This is a genomic window from Salinicola sp. MH3R3-1 (assembly GCF_001937155.1).
Taxonomy (GTDB): domain Bacteria; phylum Pseudomonadota; class Gammaproteobacteria; order Pseudomonadales; family Halomonadaceae; genus Salinicola; species Salinicola halophyticus.
Genome location: NZ_MSDP01000012.1, coordinates 1 through 20975, shown reverse-complemented (window position 1 = coordinate 20975; position 20975 = coordinate 1). Strand labels below are relative to the sequence as shown.

Genomic DNA, 20975 nt, shown 5'->3' with positions numbered 1-20975 from the left:
CCATGAAGATCACGCAGCTAGACCATCTGGTGCTGACGGTCGCCGACATCGATGTGACCTGTGATTTCTACGTCCGCGCCCTCGGCATGGAGCGCGTCGTCTTCGGCGAGGGTCGGATCGCCCTGGGATTCGGCGAGCAGAAGATCAACCTGCATCGTCACGGCCGTGAATTCGAACCCAAGGCCGACCGCCCCACGCCGGGCTCGGCGGATCTGTGTTTCCTGAGCGAGACACCGCTGGAACAGGTGATCATTGATCTGGCCGCCGCAGGCGTCACGACCATTGAAGGCCCGGTTGACCGGACCGGGGCTACCGGCCCGATCCGTTCCGTCTATGTTCGCGATCCCGACGACAACCTGATCGAGATCGCCAATCGACTCGAGGAGCGTTTGCCATGAATGAACTGGTCCATGATCAAACCCGTGATCGAACGCGTGAACTGGCAAGTTTTCTGGCCGAACTCAGTTACGCTCAGATCCCTCAACACGTCGTCGAACGCTGCCAGGCGCTCTATCTCGATTGGCTGGGCTCGACGCTGGCCGGCAAGAATCACGCACCGATTCCGCTGTTCGAGCACTACAGCCGGCTGATGGGCCCCAGCGACGGCGGCTGTCAGCAGCTGACCGATCGCCGCATGACCTCGCCCCACTTCGCCGCCTTCGTCAATGCCGCTGCCTCGCATGTGGTCGAGCAGGACGACCTGCACAACAGCTCCGTGCTGCATCCGGCCACCGTGGTCTTTCCCGCCGCGCTCGCGACCGCCCAGGATCTGGGCAGCAGCGGCGAGGCGCTGATCACCGCCGCCGTGGCCGGCTACGAGGCGGGAATACGGATCGGCGAGTTTCTGGGCCGCTCCCACTACCGCATCTTTCATACCACGGGTACTGCCGGCACGCTGGCCGCTGCGGTGGCCGCAGGCAAACTGATGGAGCTCGACACCGACGGCTTCGTGAACCTGCTCGGCAATGCCGGCACCCAGGCTGCGGGGCTATGGGAATTTCTGCGCGACGCCACCGACTCCAAGCAGCTGCACACGGCCAAGGCAGCTTCCGACGGTCTTCTTGCCGCCTACATGACGCAAAGCGGTCTGACGGGGGCAAAGCATATCCTCGAGGGCCCGCAGGGGATGGCGGCAGGCATGTCGACCGATGCCGATTCTGGCCAGTTGACGGACCGTCTCGGCGAACGTTGGGCGCTGGTCGAGACCTCGTTTAAGTATCACGCCTCGTGTCGCCATACGCATCCGGCAGCGGACGCCCTGCTGGCCTTGATGCAGCGAGAAGCGCTGACCCACGACGACATCGAGACCGTCACCGCGAAAGTCCACCAGGCGGCGATCGACGTGCTCGGCCCGGTCGTCCACCCGCGCACCATTCACCAGGCCAAGTTCTCGATGGGCAGCGTGCTGGGGTTGATCGCCGTGCACGGCGATGCGAGCCTGGCCAGTTTCCGCGATCACGCCCTTCAGGACGAGGCGGTGACAAGTTTCCGCCAGCGTGTCTCGATGGTGCTGGATCCAGAAGTGGATGCCGCCTATCCCCGGCGTTGGCTGGGGCGCGTCGAGATCACGACCCGCGACGGCCGGCGGTTGAGCGCCGCGATCGACGAACCCAAGGGCGACCCGGGCAATACCCTGAGCCGGGACGAGCTGGAAGCGAAGTTTCGGCGTCTCGTCACGTTTTCGGGCGCGGCCACTGACGACGAAGTCAGCCAGCTGATCGCCCATGCCTGGGACCTGCCCGCCGTGACGCGGCTCAAGCCGTTGCTGTGACATTGCGGCGATACCGGGTTGCCTCTCATTTTTTCGAACAGGATCTGTCATGACTGCTCAAGCCCCTCGTCCGCTGGATGGCCTTACCGTGGTCAGCCTCGAGCATGCCATCGCCGCCCCGTTCTGCACGCGGCAACTTGCCGATCAGGGTGCCAGGGTGATCAAGATCGAACGCCCCGGCGTCGGCGACTTCGCCCGTGGCTATGATGAACGCGTCCACGGTCTCTCCTCGCATTTCGTCTGGACCAATCGCTCGAAGGAGAGCCTGACGCTCAATCTCAAGCACGAGGCGGCCGCGCCGATTCTCGACGATTTGCTCGGCGAGGCGGACGTGCTGGTGCAGAACCTGGCACCGGGCGCCGCCGCTCGCATGGGACTCGGCTTCGACACATTGCACGCGCGCTTCCCCAAGCTGATCGTGTGCGACATCTCCGGCTACGGCGAAGGCGGACCCTACGAGACCAAGAAAGCCTACGATCTGCTGATCCAGAGCGAGGCAGGTTTTCTTTCCGTCACCGGCGGCCCCGAGCCGGATGCCATGGCCAAGGCGGGCTGCTCGGTCGCCGATATCGCCGCCGGGATGTACGCCTACAGCAATATTCTGTCGGCTTTGCTGCTGCGCGGGCGGACCGGCGAAGGCTCGCATATCGACGTCTCGATGCTGGAGAGTCTGGTCGAGTGGATGGGCTATCCGATGTATTACGCCTTCGAAGGCGCGACGCCGCCGCCTCGCGCCGGCGCGTCCCACTCCACGATCTATCCCTACGGCCCCTTCCCCACAGGGGGCGGCGGTACGGTCATGCTCGGCCTGCAGAACGAGCGCGAGTGGCAGCTGTTCTGTGAGAAGGTCATGGAGCAGCCGGCACTGGCTACGGATGAACGCTTCGATGCCAACTTCAAGCGCTCCGAAAATCGAGGCGATCTCCGCGCGTTGATCGAAGACGTCTTCGCCGAACTCACCGCGGAGCAGGTGATAGCGCGACTGGAAAACGCCCAGATCGCCAACGCGCACGTCAACGACATGGCCGGCGTGTGGAACCACCCGCAGTTGGCGGCCCGAGACCGCTGGCGCGACGTCATAACGCCCGGCGGAATGGTGCCGGCCGCGCTGCCGCCCGGACGCAACATGGCGTACGAGCCGCGCATGGATGCCGTGCCCGCCCTCGGCGAACATAGCGATGCCATTCTGAAGCAGCTGGGCTATGCCGAGGAAGACGTGAATACGCTGCGCCAGGCCGGTACGATTTGACCGTGTCCGTTGACTCGATTCCCACTTCACCCCCTTCGATCAAGCAAGGAAAGCGCCCATGATTTCCCCCACGCCGCCCCGCTCCGCGCTGTTCGTACCGGCCAACCGCCCCGAGCGCATTCCCAAGGCGCTGGCCAGCGGGGCCGACATCGTGATCGTCGACCTGGAAGATGCGGTGGCGCCGGAGGCCAAACCCGAGGCACGTCGGGCGCTGAGCGCGTTTCTCGAAGGCGCACCGGACGGCGCGGTCTGGGTACGGATCAACGCGGCCGACACCAAGGATTTTGCCGAGGACCTGGCGCTTTGCCGGGATCAGGCAGGTATCGCCGGCCTCGTGGTGCCAAAGGCAGAGAATGTCGACGCCCTGGCCGAGGCTGGCGCCGACGGCGTCGCGCTGATGCCGCTGATCGAAAGCGCCAGAGGATTGCAGGCGCTGCCCGAGCTAGCCCAGGCGCCAGGCGTCATTCAACTGAGCTTCGGCGCCCTGGATCTAGGACTGGATCTGGGCATCGAGCCGAATAGCGAAGGCGGGGACTGGATGCTGAATCAGGCGCGCTATCAGATCATTCTGCAGTCGCGTCTGGCCGGACTTGCCCCCCCGATCGACACCGTTCATCCCGAATTCCGCGACATGGGCGTGGTCGAGCGTGCCGCCAGGCGTGCGGTCGAGATGGGCTTCGCTGGCATGCTCTGCATCCATCCGCGTCAGGTGGCGGTCGTCAATCAGACCTTTCTGCCGACTGCCGATCAGGTGGCCTGGGCGACGCGGGTGATCGAGGCGGCCGAGCAGGACGCCGGCGCCGGCCAGGTCGATGGCCAGATGATCGACGCGCCGGTCATGGCGCGGGCCCGTCGGCTGATGGCCAGCGCCAAGCGGGATTGAAGACTCCCATCGACGCACCGGTCCGGCCGTTCCACTTCGGCCGCCGATCGACAGAGCCAAACCGCCTGGTCGGCGCCAGGAAAGAAAGTTAACTTCTGTCACGTTGCATCTTCTCGTCGATGCAACCTGGCAGAAAGGTCTCGATTCGCTGCCGCCGATTGGTATCGGATTTATGTCGACGAAAACCCTGCCAAAACCGCCCGATTACCGCCGCATAAATCTCTTTAGCTACTGAATTAATTGATTTTTATCATTTCGAAATATCGTCTATTTCGACATTATCGAACAACGTTGACCCGACTTTTTAAACTTTTTAAACCAAAATATAACCCTTCTCCTTCCGTCTCCAATCTCTCGAGTCCCACCGAAGGTTGAATATACGAGTTCCACTAATTCTCCGCATACTCCGCATGGCATTACCCATAAGGCGTCACCAGAGACGCCAAGACGACAGAACAAACCCAGGAGTGAAATGCCATGTCTCTCATCAATCCAAAAACAGTGGTTGGCGCGATCGGGGTTGCCATCCTGATGGGTGGCGTCGCTAGCGCTCAGGCGCAGGATCCCATCGTCATCAAGTTCTCCCACGTCGTGGCCGAAAACACGCCCAAGGGCCAGGGCGCGAAAATGTTCGCCGAGGAAGTGAAAGAGAAGCTGGGCGATCGCGTCAAGGTGGAGGTCTATCCCAATTCCTCGCTCTATGGCGATGGCAAGGAGATGGAAGCGCTGCTGCTGGGCGACGTGCAGATGCTGGCGCCTTCGCTTGCCAAGTTCGAGCAGTACAGCCCCAGCCTTCAGCTCTATGACCTGCCGTTTTTGTTCGACGACATCAACGCCGTCGACCGTTTCCAGCACTCCGACGACGGGCAGGGCCTGCTCGACTCGATGCAGGATCGCAACATCCAGGGCCTGGCCTACTGGCACAATGGCATGAAGCAGCTCTCTGCCAACAAGCCGCTGCGTGAGCCCAAGGATGCTCGCGGCCTCAAGTTCCGCGTGCAGGCATCCGACGTACTCGACGAACAGTTCAAGGAGCTGCGCGCCGTTCCCCGCAAGATGAGTTTCGGCGAGGTCTATCAGGCGTTGCAGACCGGCGTGGTCAACGGTCAGGAAAATACCTGGTCGAACATCTACAGCCAGAAGATGCACGAGGTGCAGCCGTACATCACCGAGTCCAACCACGGCATCATCGACTATATGGTGATCACCAACGCCGAGTTCTGGAACGGCCTGCCGGATGATATTCGCAGCCAGCTGGAAGATATTCTCGCCGACGTCACCCAGAAGGTGAACAAGCAGGCCTACGACCTCAACCAGCAAGCCAAGCAGTCGATCATCGATGCCGGCACCAGCGAGATCATTCAGCTGACGCCCGAGCAGCGTGAAGACTGGCGCGAAGCGGTTCGCCCGGTATGGAAGAAGTTCCAGGGTGACATCGGCGAAGACCTGATCAAGGCTGCCGAAAGCGCCAACGAGTCCGACACCAGCCAGTCCGAAACCACTCAGTAACCGAGCCGACCATGACACGTTTCCTGCGTGCCTGGGCGCATCTGGAGGAGGGCCTGGTGGCCTTCCTCCTCGCCCTCATGACCCTGGTGACCTTCAGCTACGTGATGGTCAACAACCTCTATACCGTTTTCTACGATGCGGCGGACTGGTTCCCGTTCGCGGAAACGCCGCTCTTCGCGATCGGTGATTTCATCATCGATCTCGCTCAGGAAATGACCTGGAGCATCGCCTTGACCAAGGCGTGCTTCGCCTGGCTGATCTTCCTGGGCATGGCCTATATCGTGCGGATCGGCGCCAATATCGGGGTCGACCTGATCGTCAGACTGCTGCCGGAACGCGCACGACGCGGCGTCGGCATTCTGACGTGCCTGATCTGTATCGCTTACACGGCCCTGTTTGCCATCTCCAGCTACACCTGGGTGCAGGCGCTCATGCGCGCCGGTATCGGTGCCGAGGACCTCGACAGTTACGGCGTCCTGCAGTGGCACATCACGATCATCGTGCCGATCGGATTCACCCTGGTGCTGATACGCCTGATCGAAGTCCTGGTGCGAATGCTGCGCGGTCAGCAGATCACCATGGAACTCAGCAATGAATCCACCGATGCGTTGAAGCTTCAGGATGAAGCCGGTAACGAGGAGAAGCCGACATGACCATCGCCTTTCTGTTCGTGGTGCTTTTCGGCCTGCTCTTCCTTAACGTGCCGATCGCGTTCTCGCTGGGCATCGCCAGTTCGTTGACGATTCTGCTGTTCAGCCAGGATTCATTGAGCTCGCTGGCGATCAAGCTGTTCGAGACCTCCGAGCACTACACGCTGCTGGCGATCCCGTTCTTCATCCTCGCCGGGGCCTTCATGACCAGCGGTGGCGTGGCGAGACGGCTGATCAATTTCGCCAACGCCTGCGTCGGCCATATCCGCGGTGGTCTGGCGATCGCCTCGGTACTCTCCTGCGTGCTGTTCGCGGCGCTCTCGGGTTCATCTCCGGCGACGGTCGCCGCCGTGGGCTCTGTCGTCATTGCCGGGATGGCGCGATCCGGCTACACCAAGGATTTCGCCACCGGCATCGTCTGTAACGCCGGCACGCTGGGCATCCTGATTCCGCCGTCGATCGTGATGGTGGTCTACGCCACGGTGACCGAAAGCTCGGTCGGCAAGATCTTCGTCGCGGGTATTGTGCCCGGGCTGCTGCTGGGCCTGATCCTGATGGTGGCGATCTACATCATCGCCCGGGTCAAGAAGATGCCCGCCCTGCCACGCCCCTCGGTCGGTGAGTTCCTGGCCACGGCCCGCAAGGCGATCTGGGGGCTTCTGACCATCGTGATCGTGCTGGGCGGCATCTACGGCGGCTTCTTCACGCCCACCGAAGCCGCCGCCGTGGCAGCGGTTTACGCCGGCTTCGTGGCGCTGTTCGTCTATCGGGACATCACCATCAAGCAGTGCCCTGGCGTACTGCTCGATGCGGCCAAGCTGTCGGTGGTGCTGATGTTCATCATCGCCAACGCGATGCTGTTCGCCCACGTGCTGACCACGGAGCAGATTCCGCAGACGATCACGGCGTGGGTCGTCGAGCAGGGTTTCTCGCCGATCACTTTCCTGCTGGTGGTGAATATCGTGCTGCTGGTGGCGGGATCGTTCATGGAGCCTTCGGCGATCATCCTGATTCTGGCGCCGATCCTGTTTCCGGTAGCTTCACAGCTCGGGATCGATCCAATTCACTTCGGCATCATCATGGTGGTCAACATGGAGATCGGCCTGGTGACACCGCCGGTGGGACTCAACCTGTTCGTGGCTTCCGCGGTGACTGGCATGCCGCTGACGCGTACGATCCGTGCGGCAACGCCCTGGCTGTTCCTGCTGCTCAGTTTCCTGCTGCTGGTGACCTACGTGCCCTTCATCTCGCTCGGCCTGCCGAACTGGCTGGGCATGTAGTCGCAGAACGAGGATCGCCCTGCACTCTAGTTGTAACCTTGGTTGTAACCCTGGCTGTAACCTTGGATATAACCCTCGAGGGCGCCATTACGGCGCCCTCTTCATTTGTGCTCACTGACTCGCCCTACCCATGTCAGCCCTCCTCGTTTCGGGATCCCCGGCTGCCGAAGCGCTACTTCAGCCACCACGACAGAATCAGCAGGAAAAGCAGCACGGTGGCGATCGCCTGCCACACGCTAGCCGGCTCTCGCCATGGGGGGCGGGGGCTCTCGTCCTCGTGCTTGGGCGCCGGACGCAGATGATAGGCAAACTCGGAGATACGCCGAAATCGCAGCGCCCGTAGAGGATCGAGCGAGCGTCTGAAAGCATCGTCGAGATCGCTGCTGATCGCCGAGTTGCTGAGTTGCGCACGGCGATAGGTCATCTGCTCCAGGTCGGTATGGCTGCGCAGGTGGTTCGGCAGCAGGGTATAAGGCAGATGACCGGTAAGCATCCAGTAGATCGTCGAGGCCAACGAGTACTGATCGCTGCGGCGGCCGACTTCGGTATCCAGCGCATACTCCGGTGCGCTGTGTTCGGTCAGCCCGATCTGCCGCGCCAGCTCGCGGGCTTCGCCCTGACCGTCGCCCTCACGCTTGTGACAGGCACCGAAATTCGTCAGCAGCAGACTGCCATGCCGGTCGATCAGGATATTGTCGGGATGGATATGCTGATGCAGCACATCGTGACGGTGCAGCGCCTGTACCGCCTTGACCAGCTGACGCGCGATCTCGAGGCGCTGTTCCAGGCTCGCTTGCGGATGTTTCCCGAGCCACTCGGTCAACGTCTCGCCATCGACGTAGCTCATCAGGTAGTAGAGATAACGGCGTGTCCGCGCCGGCTCCATCACCTTGACCACGAACGGCGAGTTGACACGCTCGACCACCCACTGCTGCAGACTGAAATGCTCGAGATAGACGTTGCGCGTCGACAGTTCCGGGCTCGGCGCCTTCATCACCATGTCGCGACCGCTGCGAATATCGCGCACGTGATAGAGCCGCGCCTTGGCGGTGCGCGACAATATGTTCACGACCTCCAGACCATCGAAGCGCTCGCCCTTGGCGAGTTCCGGCGGCACCGGCAGGTGATGGAAGACGCGGGGCTGCTCGTCGGTCTCGTCTTCTGAGAGGCGGTCTACCCGCACCAGCTGGAAGCAGAACTGGTTGGCGTTGTAGCCCCGCTCGATGGCGCGTTGATTGGCCGCCTCCGCCAGCCGTTCGCAGGCGGCGTCGAGATCGCTGACATCGGCACGAATCAGCTGCACGTACTCGGACGGCACCAGCGTGCCACGAACGGCCTGGGTCATGAACAGGAACAGGTCGCCCTGCTTGAGCGCGAAGCTGGAGTAGTCGATATCGACGTGCCCATCCATTCCCAGCGCCCGCGAGGGGTAGCGATAACCGCCCAGATCGGTAACGTGGTCCCGCGTCAGCTGCTCGAACTCCGCGCCCCGGATGCGGTAGACCAGGGTATCGCCCATATGGAAGAGATGCGCGTCGTGCTGATGAAAGATCATCGCCGACAGCGAACAGATGTAACTGCCCCCTTCGATGTAGCCGCTCTGGCTGTGGCACCAACTGTTCAGGGCCCGCAGTACGCGGGTCGCCGACGTCTTGACGTCCCAGTGGTCGGGCGTCGAGTAGTAGTCGGCCAAAAAGCCCCGCACGCTGAGATCGCCGGCCTGCTTGGCGATCGAATTGCGCCAGGTGGAGTCGCTGATCAGCGCGCAGCCCCCCTTGGAGATCAGTTGCTCGCCCTGGGGAATCTGCACCGACATCGAACTGCGATGACGGTGTAGATCCGGCGCGACGAAGGCTTGACCATAGGTCAATGACAGCGAGCTTTTCGACAAGGACTTTCTCCCCATGGATCGACGAACGGCGAGTCATCAGGCAATCTCGGACACAGCCCCGACGGCGTCGATGCCGAGGCGTCGTCGGGGAATCGGGCCGGCGTCCGGATTGGTAATCGGACTAGCCTGTTCGTATAATTCTCCGGATTTTCGCCCGCTGGCGTTCAACCTGCAAACCGCAAGGACTCAACAATGAGTTTCGACAAGATTCCCGCCGGGAAGGATCTCCCCAACGACGTGTACGTGGCGATCGAAATCCCCGCCAACCACGCGCCAATCAAGTATGAGATCGACAAGGAGATGGACGCGCTGGTGGTCGACCGCTTCATGGCCACGCCGATGTTCTACCCGGCCAACTACGGTTTCATTCCGAATACGCTGGCCGACGACGGCGATCCGCTGGATGCGCTGGTCGTGACTCCCTACCCGGTGCAGCCGGGTTGCGTGATTCGTGCGCGGCCAGTCGGCGTGCTCAACATGTCGGACGAAGCGGGCGAAGATGCCAAGCTGGTCTGCGTTCCCCATGAAAAACTGTCCGCACTCTACGACGACGTGCACGAGGTCACCGATCTGCCCGAACTGCTGCGTCAGCAGATCGCCCATTTCTTCGAGAACTACAAGGATCTCGAGAAAGGCAAATGGGTCAAGATCGACTCGTGGGATGGCGCCGAGGCAGCCCGTCGGGCGATCGAGAAAGCCGTTGCCGCTTACGAGAACGATGACGCCGAAGCGTAGAGCATCACTCGCTGCATCACGTAAAAACGCCGCCCCGGTGACAAGCCGGGGCGGCGTTTGGCGTTGTGACGTCGTCCGAGTTGGAGTCTGACGCCCGCGGAACGATCAGAGCTGGTTGCGAATCTTCTCGACGAGCTGCGATGCCCGCACCGTATAGTTCGCCATCATCAATGAGTGGTTGGCGAACAGCCCGAAGCCCGACCCGTTCAGAATCACCGGACTCCAGACCCGCCCCTGCGAGCTTTCCAGCTCCGCGATCAACTGGTCGAAATCACCGCCGGCACCGCTGTCCTCGATCGCATCGGCGTAGTCGACCCTGGCCGCCCGCATCAGCTGGGCCAGCGCCCACGTCGTCCCTCTCGCTTCGAAGAACACGTCGTCGATCCGCAGCCAGGGCGTGCTGTCGTTCTGCTGATCGCCGCTGGGCGACTGACCGACATTGGCGGCAAGCTGTTGGGTCTGCGTCTGCAGACGCTTCTCCACCTGCGCCAGCCACTCGCGCAGGGCGGAGGCATCGGGCGCGTCCGGTGATGCCGTATCGGCAACGGCCCCCTGACCCGATGAATCCTGACCTGATCCCCCCTGATCCGACGAATCCTGACCCGACGCGCGCTGATCCGACGTACCCTGATCCGACGCGCGCTGATCCGACGTACCCTGATCCGATGCGCCCTGATCCGACGTACCCTGATCCGATGCGCCCTGATCCGACGACCCCTGACCTGACGTTGCCTGATTCGATGCGCCCTGATTCGCCCCGTGCTGTCCGGAGGCGTTTTCCAGCGCCGTGAAGGCCTCGCCGAGATTGTTGCGGGCGGACCGCAGCACATTTTCTGAAGCCGGCCAGCGCCAACTGTCGAGATCGCCGGAAAGCTCGTCGTTGGCCTCTCCCAGCGGAGCACTGCCGACATCCAGCGCCGAACCCAGTGACGCTACCGCATCACGGACCTGCTGGGTCACGCCCTTTTCCCAATTGGGCATGTTGTCGAGCCACAGCCCAGGCGGCATGACATCGTTACGTAGATATCCGCCCGATTTGTCGAGCAGCGTATCGATGATCGCGATATTGCTGGCCAGCAGCGTTTCGCCGGGCGCCGGCGACTGCGGCTCATCGCCACCGCGAGTATCCACGCTCTGCGGGAAACCCCGCTGCTGCTCGACCGCCTGTTTAGGGTCGGTCGGCGACGGCGTCCAGCTCCACCAGATGCCCAGCACGATACAGGCCAGCAAATAGATGACGACCAGCGCCACCAGTGGCTTCCAGATCCAGCCGTACTGGGGGGTTTCGAGGACCTCGGTGCGCGATAGCGGCGCCTTCTTGCGAAACAGAGCCATGGACGATCCTTGTCATTGCTGAGGTTGCGAATGCCGACGTGGGTAACCCGTCAAGAGAACCTGAGTCGAAGGAAGCAAAGTTGGGAAAACGATGAGCCTATCCTATCATGCTCGCCGCCACACGCAGTCCGCCTTTCGCTGTACCCTCTCTCGCTGCAAGGCTTTATTTAGCCGCCCGGTGTTTCGCAGCGACGAGCTTCACAGCGCCGGCTTTTGCAGCTCGGCCTTTCACCGTTTCGCCGTCCGCTCCAATGTGGCGAGCCGTGACGTCGCATGCCGTAGCCCTGCAGGGGGCTAACGGAATCGTCCATGGCACTTTTTCCCGGCTCCAGGTTCATAGCAGTGGGCCGTTGCCACGGCGGCGGCATCAAGGTCGTCGTCATGAGAGCGAATGTCAGTCAACCGCAGATCCGTATTTTCATCGTCGCCGGGAAATCTCTGTTTTGAAGTCGCGTTTATACTCGTTGATTCTGACGCTTGGTTGCTGCCTGATGGCAGCGCTCGGCCCTGCCCGAGCCGAGGACGTGTTTGCCGCCGCTGGCGACTCTCCGTTTCGGAGCGAAAACGCCGCCGAATTCCTGCCGGTCGACGAGGTCTTTCACGCCTACGCCTGGCATGATTCCAAGCGCGTTTACATCGGCATCCGCAACCAACCCGGCTACTACCTCTACCGTCAGCGCCTGGCGCTCGAGAGTGATCAGTCGGAGATCACGCTCGGCCCCCTCGAAGTCCCCTCCGGTCAGTTCAAACACGATCAATATCTGGGCGATGTTCATGTCTTCTACGATCAGGTCGAGATCAGCGCGCCGCTGACCGGGCAGGAACAGCGGAATCCGAACCAGCCGATTTCGATCACGCTATCCTTCCAGGGCTGTGCCGACGCGGGTCTGTGCTATCCGCCGGAGCACTGGAGGCTGACCGCCAGACCGGGGCCTGCGCCCGCCGCCTATCGTGATGCCAGCAGTGAAGCCATGGCGTCGCCGATCGGCACGTCGAAAGCAGACGCGGCCAACGACCCCTTCTCGACACGGGAGACGAGTCAGGCGCTCTCCAACCCGGCTGCCGAGGCGGTCGAGACGATGCCGAGCGCCTCGAAGACAAGCCCCTCGATGACATCGGCGGGTGACGTCGAACCGCTCTCTTCAGCCAGCGCCGACGGGGAGTTTCAGTCACTGCTTCGCGCCGGCATCGATCTGAGCACGCTGGGGCTCTTCTTTCTCGCCGGCCTGGGGCTGACGTTCACGCCCTGCGTGCTGCCGATGCTGCCAATCCTGACCTCGATCATCGTCGGCCAGAATGCCCGGCGGCGACGGGCACTGACGCTGTCGCTGAGCTACGTCACGGGCATGGCGGTGACCTTCATGCTCCTCGGAACGCTGATGGGTCTGTTCGGCGCCTCGCTCAACCTGCAGGCGCGACTGCAGTCGGCCTGGGTACTGGCCCCGCTCGCGCTGCTGTTTGCGCTGTTCGCCGCAGCCATGTTCGGCCTTTTCGATCTACGCCTGCCCAATGGCCTCAACCAGCGCGTCGATGCCTGGCAATCCCGACTACAGCGCAGTGGCCCGCTGGGCTTGGCCTCGGCGGGAGCGCTGTCGGTGCTGGTGGTCTCGCCCTGCGTATCAGCGCCGCTGGCCGGCGCACTGGTTTTCATCTCGACGACCGGAGACGCCCTGGGTGGCGCCATGGCGCTGCTTGCGCTCGGGCTGGGCATGGGTGCGCCACTGGTCGCGGCGGGTACGTTCGGCGCCCAGTGGCTGCCGCGCGCCGGCGGCTGGATGACTGGCGTCAAGGCGCTGTTCGGGGTGATGCTGCTGGGCGTGGCGATCTGGCTGGTCGAACGCATCGTGCCGGGGCCGGTCGCATTGTTGCTGTGGGGCATGCTGACATTGGGCTGCGCGCTGGCGCTGGGTCCGCTGCGACCTCGCCCAGCGCCACGATTCTTTTCGGCGCCCGATGCCGCGCTAGGGTCCAGTTCAGCGCCCGATGCCGCGCCACGATCCTTTTCGGCGCCCGATGCCGCGCCCGCGGGCAGATTCCGCGGCGGGTCGCTGATACGTCAGACGGCGGGGTGGGTGCTGCTGGTGTGGGGCGTGGCGATGGTATGGGGCGCGGCTCAGGGCGGCAGCGACCCCTTGAGGCCATTGCCGGCCGCCGTATCCACATCGTCGCCGGACGCGGCGCCGCGCTTCGAGACCGTCAGCAACCTTGACCAGCTCGAGGCCGCCCTGGCGGCGGCGGACCGAGCCGGGCGCCCCACCATGGTCGACGTCAGCGCCGACTGGTGCATCTCGTGCAAGGTCATGGAACGCGATGTCTTTCCTCGGCCAGCCGTCGCCCAGCGTCTGGCAGGGTTCACGCTGATTCGAGCCGACGTGACTCGGGACGCACCTGCCAGCCGCCGGCTGCTCGAGCATTACGACCTGTTCGGCCCGCCGGGATTGCTGTTTTTCGCTCACGGAAAGGAGTTGCCACGTGCCCGAGTTCAAGGCGAAGTGGACGCCCGCGCACTCATCCAGCATCTCGACGCAGTGGCGCAGCTAAGCGAAGCCAAAGCGACTGTGTCAGCGCCGGGTCGGTCATCTCGCGATTCATAGGGTGGCGATCTACAGGTCGCGTTAACGAACAACGTTCGATAGTCAGGGTGGACACCCTCAATATTTTTCGGCAAACTTCGACATCATGAAAACGGTGGGCCGAAGACGCTATCTTGCAGCAAAGTGACGCGATCTCGGCGTTCCAAGAACGGGTTAACAGCGTAAGGACGGTCATGGCTAGACTGCTGGTTCTCAACGGTCCCAACCTGAATCTGCTCGGTACCCGCGAGCCGGAGGTGTATGGCACGACCACCCTCGAGGACATCCGGATTCGGCTGACCGAGCGCGCCCTCGACGCCGGCCATCAGCTGGAATGGCTGCAGTCCAACGCGGAGCACGAACTGGTCGAACGCGTGCATCGGGCACGGCAGGAGAACGTCGATTTCATCCTGCTCAACCCGGCCGCCTTCACGCATACCAGCGTGGCGCTGCGCGATGCGCTGACCGGGGTCAATATCCCGTTCATCGAACTGCACCTGTCCAATGTGCATGCTCGCGAGCCATTTCGTGCGCACTCTTATTTCACCGACGTCGCCCGTGGCGTTATCGCGGGGTTCGGCGCCGACAGCTATGTGCTGGCGCTGGATGCCGCGTTCAAGCAGTTGGATTCACGCTGATCCACGTCCTTTCGCCGACGGGCGTGCAGCATTGTCAACCCGGTCCTGTCACTCGCAGAACTGATAGTCACAGCACTGATAGTTACAGCACTGATACTCATCGCATTGCGCTGGCCCGTTCAGAGTTCGCATGTCGAGAGTGGTGCCTTTATTCACATTCAATCAAGCCGAGACATCGCCATGGATATACGCAAGGTCAAGAAGCTCATCGAACTGCTGGAAGAGTCGAACATCAGCGAGATCGAGATTCAGGAAGGTGAAGAGTCCGTCCGCATCAGCCGTCACCCGGCTGGATTCGGTGCCGCCCAGCAGCCGATGATGATGCCGCAATCCATGGCGCAGGCCGGCCCGAACTACGGCGCGCCGCAGCAGACTCAAGCCCCCGATCCCGCCGAGCCGGGCCCCGTGCAGCCTGCCGGTCATGCGGTGACTTCGCCGATGGTCGGCACCTTCTATCGTTCGCCGGCGCCGGGTTCCAAGGCATTCGTCGAGGTCGGTCAGAGCATCAAGAAAGGCGATACCGTGTGTATCGTCGAAGCGATGAAGATGATGAACCAGATCGAAGCCGACAAGGATGGCGTGATCGAAGCGATTCTGGTCGAGGATGGCGAGCCGGTCGAGTTCGACCAGCCGATGATCATCATCAACTAAGACCACACGAGCGAAACCATCATGTTGGACAAGGTACTCATCGCCAACCGTGGCGAGATCGCACTTCGCATTCTGCGCGCCTGCAAGGAGCTCGGGATCAAGACCGTGGCGGTTCATTCCAAGGCCGACCGGGAACTGATGCACGTGCGCCTGGCCGACGAGGCCGTATGTATCGGCCCTGCGGCTTCGGCCAAATCCTATCTGAACATTCCCGCCCTGATCAGCGCGGCGGAAGTGACGGATTCCAGCGCCATTCATCCCGGTTACGGCTTTCTTTCCGAGAACGCCAATTTCGCCGAGCAGGTCGAACGTTCCGGCTTCACCTTCGTCGGGCCGCGAGCGGAAACCATCCGCCTGATGGGCGACAAGGTCAGTGCAATCAACGCCATGAAGGCAGCCGGCGTACCCACGGTGCCCGGCTCCGATGGCCCGCTGCCGGAAGATGATGCCGAGATTCGGCGTATCGCCGGGCGTATCGGCTACCCGGTGATCATCAAGGCTGCCTCCGGCGGCGGTGGTCGTGGGATGCGCGTCGTCCGCAATGATGACGAAGTCGCCAAGGCGGCCAGCATCACGCGCTCCGAGGCCGCAGCGGCCTTCGGCGACGGCACCGTCTACATGGAGAAGTTCCTCGAGAACCCGCGCCATGTGGAGATCCAGGTGCTGGCCGACGGTCAGGGCAACGCGATTCATCTCTACGATCGTGACTGCTCGCTGCAGCGCCGCCATCAGAAGGTGCTCGAGGAAGCGCCGGCACCGCATATCGATCCCGAGGCGCGCGCCAAGGTGCTCAAGTCCTGCACCGACGCCTGCATCGAAATCAACTATCGTGGCGCCGGCACCTTCGAGTTCCTGTACGAGGACGGCGAGTTCTTCTTCATCGAGATGAACACGCGCGTGCAGGTCGAGCATCCCGTGACCGAAATGGTCACCGGTGTCGACATCGTCAAGGAGCAGCTGCGCATCGCCTGCGGTCAGCCGCTGTCGATTCGCCAGGAAGATGTCGTGCTCCGCGGCCACGCCTTCGAGTGCCGTATCAACGCCGAAGACGCTCGCACGTTCATGCCCTCACCCGGCAAGATCGACCTCTATCATGCGCCGGGCGGGCTCGGCGTGCGCATGGACTCGCACATCTACACCGGTTACAGCGTTCCCCCGCACTACGACTCCTTGATCGGCAAGCTGATCACCTGGGGCGCGGACCGCGAAATCGCCCTGGTGCGGATGCGCAATGCGCTCGACGAGCTGCTGGTCGAAGGCATCAAGACCAATATCGATCTGCAAAAGGATCTGGTCCGTGACAGCGCCTTCCAGCGCGGTGGCGTCAATATCCACTACCTGGAGAAGAAGCTCGGTTTGAGCTGATTCCCGGATATCGAGCCGGTCGAGACGGGGCGGTCTATTCTGCGCATTCAGTGCTGTAATAGACCGCCCCGTCGCGTTGTATTCCTTTTACCCACTGACACGAGAGAGCCCCAATGGCCTGGCTACAACTCAAGGCATCCATCCCGCCCGAACAGGCCGAATGGCTGGAAGAGCTGCTGTTGGCCGAGGGCGCCAGCGCCATCACTCTGCAGGACGCCCACGACGAGCCGGTCTTCGAGCCTGATCGCGGCACCACGCCGCTATGGCGCGAGACCGTGCTGACCGGGCTCTACGATGACCTCGCCGGCGTCGAGGCGATGATCGAGCGCGTTCAGCGCGCCTGGGCCGAGCAGTCTCCCGACGAACCGGCGCCGCAGATCGAGTACGAACTGCTCGCCGATCGCGACTGGGAGCGCGAGTGGATGGATGGTTTCGAACCGCTGCGAATGGGCGAACGGCTGTGGATCGTTCCCAGCTGGCACGAAGCCCCCGATCCCGATGCCGTCAATCTGCTGCTCGACCCCGGTCTGGCGTTCGGTACCGGCACCCACCCCACCACCGCACTCTGCCTGGGCTGGCTCGACGCCCAGGATCTCGCCCAGCGCCAGATTCTGGATTACGGCTGCGGCTCCGGCATCCTCGCCATCGCCGCGCTCAAGCTCGGCGCCGAGATCGCCGTGGGTGTCGATATCGACCCCCAGGCGTTGCAGGCCAGCCGCGACAACGCCGAGCGCAATCAGATCGACGAGTCGAGCCTGGTCCTCGATTATCCGGAGAGAATCGGCCAGGGCCAGTTCGAAGTGGTCGTCGCCAATATCCTCGCCGGGCCGCTGATCGAGATGGCCGCCACGATCGCCGCGCGGGTACGCCCCGATGGGTTGCTGGCACTCTCCGGCATTCTCGAGGCCCAGACCGAATCGGTGCTGGAGGCTTACCGGGCCCAGGGCCTGATCATGGACGAACCCAAGGAAAAAGAGGGTTGGATGCTGCTGACCGGTCGTCGGCCCGGCCAGCAACGGTAATCGTTTGGAGCCGCGGATCGGCGTGATCCTGGATCCGATCACGCTGACACCGTTTCGTGCCGGCATTCATGACATATGGCCTGCACCTGAACGTGTTTCATGCACTGGATCGCTCCGCTACGGCTTAGGTCGTGCGTCGGCAAACAGCGCTTCAACAAAGTCGGCGTGATCGGTATCATGGCTTCCCCGTTTCGCCTGAGCCCTGTAACGATGCGTGATTCCGTGTCATCGCAGACCGATCGCCCGTTACCCCGCATCGGCCGGCACACGCTACCCAATCGCGTGATTCTGGCCCCCATGGCCGGGGTGACCGACCGCCCCTTTCGCCAGCTGTGTCGCGAGCTGGGCGCAGGTCTGGTGGTCTCGGAGATGGTCACCGCCGACAGTCGCCTGTGGCACACCCGCAAGTCTCGTCAGCGCATGATCCACCGTGGCGAACCGGGGCCACGATCGGTGCAGATCGCCGGCGGCGATCCAGAGATGCTCGCCGAGGCAGCGAGACTCAACGCCGAGTCCGGCGCCGAGATCATCGACATCAACATGGGCTGCCCGGCCAAAAAGGTCTGCAACAAGGCGGCAGGATCGGCGCTGCTGCGGGACGAGCGCCTGGTGGCGGACATTCTGGAGGCCGTGGTCGCGGCCGTCGAGATCCCGGTCACCTTGAAGATTCGGACCGGCTGGTGCGCCGACAGCCGCAACGCCGAGCGGGTAGCGAAGCTTGCCGAGAACGCCGGGATCGCGGCGTTGGCGGTTCATGGCCGAACCCGCGAGCAGCGCTACACCGGCGAGGCGGAGTACGACACCATCGCCGCGATCAAGCAGCAGGTGTCGATCCCGGTCTTCGCCAACGGCGATGTCACGACGCCTCAGCGCGCCGCCGACGTTCTCGCCTACACGGGCGCCGATGCGGTAATGATCGGACGCGGCGCCCAGGGCAATCCCTGGCTGTTCCGCGAGATCGAACACTACCTCGCAACCGGGCGTGAGCATGCCCCGCCCACGACCGAAGAGTTCGTCGATACCATGGGCTGGCACCTGCGCGCTCTGCACGAGCATTACGGCGAGTATCTGGGTGTTCGAGTCGCACGCAAGCATATCGGCTGGTATCTGGCGTCGCACGACCCCGGTCGCGAACGCCGGGCCCGCTTCAATCGCCTGGAGCAGGCCAGTCAACAGTTCGAGTTTCTCCATGAACTCTTTCGCGGTGACGCCGTCGCGATCGATAACGGAATCCACGCAGCATGAATAGCCGGCAGCCTTTAGCCCTCGAGGGAGAATCGCCCACCGAGGTCGAGCCACTTCAAATGCCCGATGCGCTGTCTCATACCACGCTCAGAGAGTGCGTCGAGCGGGTCATGGAGCGTTACTTCTCCCATCTGGAGGGAGAGTCGGTCTCGAATCTCTACACCATGGTGCTGGCGGAAGTCGAAGCGCCGCTTCTCGACGTCGTGATGCGCAACGTCGACGGCAATCAGACCCGCGCCGCCGAGCTGCTGGGACTGAATCGCGGCACGCTTCGCAAGAAGCTCAAACAGTACGATCTGATCTAACGATACGAACTGGCCTGAAACCTCCTTGGCTTCGCGTTGGCGAAGCCCGCCTGAACGTAAATTGTCTCGCCGTAAAAAAGAGTGGACTGGCATGTCTCAAAACCCTGCTTCTAGCGCCCCTCGGGCCGTGCGCCGCGCCCTGCTCAGCGTGTCCGACAAGAACGGCGTGGTCGATTTCGCCCGCGAACTGGTATCGCGCGGCGTCGACCTGCTATCGACCGGTGGCACCTATCGTCTGCTCCAGGAAAACGATATCGCCGTGACCGAAGTTTCCGCTCACACCGGTTTCCCGGAGATCATGGATGGGCGCGTCAAGACGCTGCATCCCAAGATTCATGGCGGCATCCTGGGGCGTCGCGGTCAGGACGATGCGGTCATGGCGGAGCACGGTATCGACCCGATCGACATGGTGGTGGTCAATCTCTATCCCTTCGAACAGACGGTGGCCAGGCCCGACTGCACCCTCGAGGACGCAGTCGAGAACATCGACATCGGCGGCCCGACGATGGTGCGTTCGTGCGCCAAGAATCATGAGCACACCACGATCGTGGTCAGCGCCGACGACTACTCGCGCATCCTGATGGATATGGACAGTCACGACGGGGGCGTCAGTCACAAGACCCGCTTCGACCTGGCGATCAAGGCGTTCGAACATACCGCCGCGTACGACGCGGCCATCGCCAACTACTTCGGCCAGCGTGTCGGCAACGGCGAACCCCACTTCCCCCGTACCCTGTCGCTGCAGTTCACCAAGAAACAGGGCATGCGCTACGGCGAGAACCCGCACCAGAAAGCCGCGTTCTACGTTGAATCAGGCACGGCCGAACCCGGCAAGCCGGAAGCGAGCATTGCGACGGCCGAGCAGTTGCAGGGCAAGGCATTGTCGTTCAACAACGTGGCCGATACCGATGCGGCGCTGGAGTGCGTCAAGTCCTTCACCAAGCCGGCGTGCGTCATCGTCAAGCATGCCAACCCGTGTGGCGTCGCGGTAGTGCCGGAGGCCGAGGGCGGCATCCGTCAAGCCTATGACCTGGCCTTCGCGACCGATAGCGAATCCGCCTTCGGCGGTATCATCGCCTTCAACCGCGAGCTGGATGGCGAAACCGCCAGCGCGATCGTCGCCCGTCAGTTCGTCGAGGTGATCATCGCCCCGCGCATCTCTGCCGAAGCACGCGAAGCAGTCGCCAGCAAGACCAACGTACGCCTGCTGGAGTGCGGCGAATTACCCGTGAAGACCGCGGACGGCTGGGACTACAAGCGCGTCAACGGCGGCCTGCTGGTACAGAGCCGCGATACCGGCATGATCGACGCCGAGGACCTCAAGGTCGTCACCCAGCGCGCGCCGAGCGAGCAGGAGCTGCACGATCTCGTCTTCGCCTGGAAAGTCGCCAAGTTCGTCAAGTCCAACGCCATTGTCTATGCCAAGAATCGTCAGACAGTCGGCGTCGGCGCGGGTCAGATGAGCCGAATCAATTCCGCGCGTATCGCCGCGATCAAGGCCGAGCAGGCCGGTCTGGAAGTGATCGGCTCGGTGATGGCCTCGGACGCCTTCTTCCCCTTTCGCGACGGCCTGGACAACGCCGCCGCGGCGGGTATCACCGCCGTCATTCAGCCCGGCGGCTCGATGCGCGATGAGGAAGTGATCGCCGCGGCCAACGAGGCGGGCATTGCGATGGTCTTTACCGGGATGCGTCACTTCCGCCACTGAGCCGCGAGCCGCGAGCCGCGAGCCGCGAGCCGCGAGCCGCGAGCCGAAAAAGCATCACCGTGAAACGAACAGCGCCAGCGACATTGTCGCTGGCGCTGTTCGTTCGAAGCTCGAAGCTCGTAGCTCGTAGCTCGTAGCTCGTAGCTCGTAGCTCGTAGCTCGTAG

General features: G+C 62.8%; 19 protein-coding genes. 17 read left to right on the top strand and 2 right to left on the bottom strand.

Going from position 1 to position 20975, the window contains the following annotated elements:
• Positions 1-2: 2 nt before the first annotated feature.
• From BTW08_RS08685 to BTW08_RS08655, 7 genes are all read left to right on the top strand, one after another.
• Entirely contained in the window at positions 3-398 is a 396-nt protein-coding gene (locus tag BTW08_RS08685) for a VOC family protein (RefSeq protein WP_075562129.1), read from the top strand.
• Entirely contained in the window at positions 395-1771 is a 1377-nt protein-coding gene (locus BTW08_RS08680; RefSeq protein ID WP_075562128.1) for an MmgE/PrpD family protein, read from the top strand. Before BTW08_RS08685 ends, BTW08_RS08680 begins: the two co-directional genes overlap by 4 nt.
• Positions 1772-1820: 49 nt before the next feature.
• Complete coding sequence (locus BTW08_RS08675; RefSeq protein WP_075562127.1) at positions 1821-3020, top strand: CaiB/BaiF CoA-transferase family protein; 1200 nt, start codon at positions 1821-1823, stop codon at positions 3018-3020.
• A 58-nt stretch (positions 3021-3078) separates the two neighbouring features.
• Complete coding sequence (locus BTW08_RS08670; protein ID WP_210403226.1) at positions 3079-3903, top strand: CoA ester lyase; 825 nt, start codon at positions 3079-3081, stop codon at positions 3901-3903.
• A gap of 531 nt (positions 3904-4434) precedes the next feature.
• The gene (locus tag BTW08_RS08665) at positions 4435-5412 is read left to right on the top strand and encodes a TRAP transporter substrate-binding protein (protein ID WP_075562152.1); all 978 of its coding nucleotides are present in this window, start codon (positions 4435-4437) and stop codon (positions 5410-5412) included.
• Between the two features lie 11 nt (positions 5413-5423).
• Positions 5424-6065 carry a TRAP transporter small permease gene (locus BTW08_RS08660; protein ID WP_075562126.1) on the top strand — a complete coding sequence of 214 codons (642 nt, stop codon included), beginning with the start codon at positions 5424-5426 and terminating at the stop codon, positions 6063-6065.
• Positions 6062-7342, top strand: a complete 1281-nt coding sequence (locus tag BTW08_RS08655) for a TRAP transporter large permease (protein WP_075562125.1) — start codon at positions 6062-6064, stop codon at positions 7340-7342. Before BTW08_RS08660 ends, BTW08_RS08655 begins: the two co-directional genes overlap by 4 nt.
• A gap of 172 nt (positions 7343-7514) precedes the next feature.
• Here BTW08_RS08655 and BTW08_RS08650 read toward each other — a convergent pair whose 3' ends face one another.
• On the bottom strand, positions 7515-9233 hold the full coding sequence (locus BTW08_RS08650; RefSeq protein WP_075562124.1) for a bifunctional protein-serine/threonine kinase/phosphatase: 1719 nt from the start codon (positions 9231-9233) through the stop codon (positions 7515-7517).
• 192 nt (positions 9234-9425) lie between these two features.
• Here BTW08_RS08650 and ppa point away from each other — a divergent pair, with 192 nt between their 5' ends.
• Positions 9426-9968, top strand: a complete 543-nt coding sequence (gene ppa / locus BTW08_RS08645; protein WP_075562123.1) for an inorganic diphosphatase — start codon at positions 9426-9428, stop codon at positions 9966-9968.
• Positions 9969-10073: 105 nt separating this feature from the next.
• Here the strand turns inward: ppa and BTW08_RS19350 are convergent, their stop codons facing one another.
• Positions 10074-11303: a DUF2333 family protein gene (locus tag BTW08_RS19350; RefSeq protein ID WP_075562122.1), complete on the bottom strand. Its 1230-nt coding sequence runs from the start codon at positions 11301-11303 to the stop codon at positions 10074-10076.
• 309 nt (positions 11304-11612) lie between these two features.
• On the opposite strand from BTW08_RS19350, the gene BTW08_RS19125 reads away from it, so the two are divergent.
• The 9 genes from BTW08_RS19125 to purH all read left to right on the top strand — a co-directional run bounded on the left by BTW08_RS19125 (position 11613) and on the right by purH (position 20810).
• On the top strand, positions 11613-11750 hold the full coding sequence (locus tag BTW08_RS19125) for a hypothetical protein (protein WP_168170647.1): 138 nt from the start codon (positions 11613-11615) through the stop codon (positions 11748-11750).
• The gene (gene dsbD, locus BTW08_RS08635) at positions 11747-13897 is read left to right on the top strand and encodes a protein-disulfide reductase DsbD (RefSeq protein WP_246837679.1); all 2151 of its coding nucleotides are present in this window, start codon (positions 11747-11749) and stop codon (positions 13895-13897) included. Before BTW08_RS19125 ends, dsbD begins: the two co-directional genes overlap by 4 nt.
• A 173-nt stretch (positions 13898-14070) precedes the next feature.
• A complete protein-coding gene (gene aroQ, locus BTW08_RS08630) occupies positions 14071-14514 on the top strand; it encodes a type II 3-dehydroquinate dehydratase (RefSeq protein ID WP_075562121.1) in 444 nt (147 codons plus the stop codon).
• A gap of 180 nt (positions 14515-14694) precedes the next feature.
• Entirely contained in the window at positions 14695-15165 is a 471-nt protein-coding gene (accB, locus tag BTW08_RS08625; RefSeq protein ID WP_075562120.1) for an acetyl-CoA carboxylase biotin carboxyl carrier protein, read from the top strand.
• A 21-nt stretch (positions 15166-15186) separates the two neighbouring features.
• Positions 15187-16530, top strand: a complete 1344-nt coding sequence (gene accC, locus BTW08_RS08620) for an acetyl-CoA carboxylase biotin carboxylase subunit (RefSeq protein WP_075562119.1) — start codon at positions 15187-15189, stop codon at positions 16528-16530.
• Between the two features lie 113 nt (positions 16531-16643).
• Positions 16644-17552, top strand: a complete 909-nt coding sequence (prmA, locus tag BTW08_RS08615; protein ID WP_075562118.1) for a 50S ribosomal protein L11 methyltransferase — start codon at positions 16644-16646, stop codon at positions 17550-17552.
• A 210-nt stretch (positions 17553-17762) separates the two neighbouring features.
• Positions 17763-18797, top strand: coding sequence for a tRNA dihydrouridine synthase DusB (dusB, locus tag BTW08_RS08610; RefSeq protein WP_075562150.1), 1035 nt, complete (start codon positions 17763-17765; stop codon positions 18795-18797).
• A 59-nt stretch (positions 18798-18856) separates the two neighbouring features.
• Positions 18857-19102 carry a DNA-binding transcriptional regulator Fis gene (gene fis, locus BTW08_RS08605; protein WP_083627770.1) on the top strand — a complete coding sequence of 82 codons (246 nt, stop codon included), beginning with the start codon at positions 18857-18859 and terminating at the stop codon, positions 19100-19102.
• A gap of 91 nt (positions 19103-19193) precedes the next feature.
• Positions 19194-20810: a bifunctional phosphoribosylaminoimidazolecarboxamide formyltransferase/IMP cyclohydrolase gene (purH, locus tag BTW08_RS08600; protein WP_075562116.1), complete on the top strand. Its 1617-nt coding sequence runs from the start codon at positions 19194-19196 to the stop codon at positions 20808-20810.
• Positions 20811-20975: the final 165 nt, after the last annotated feature.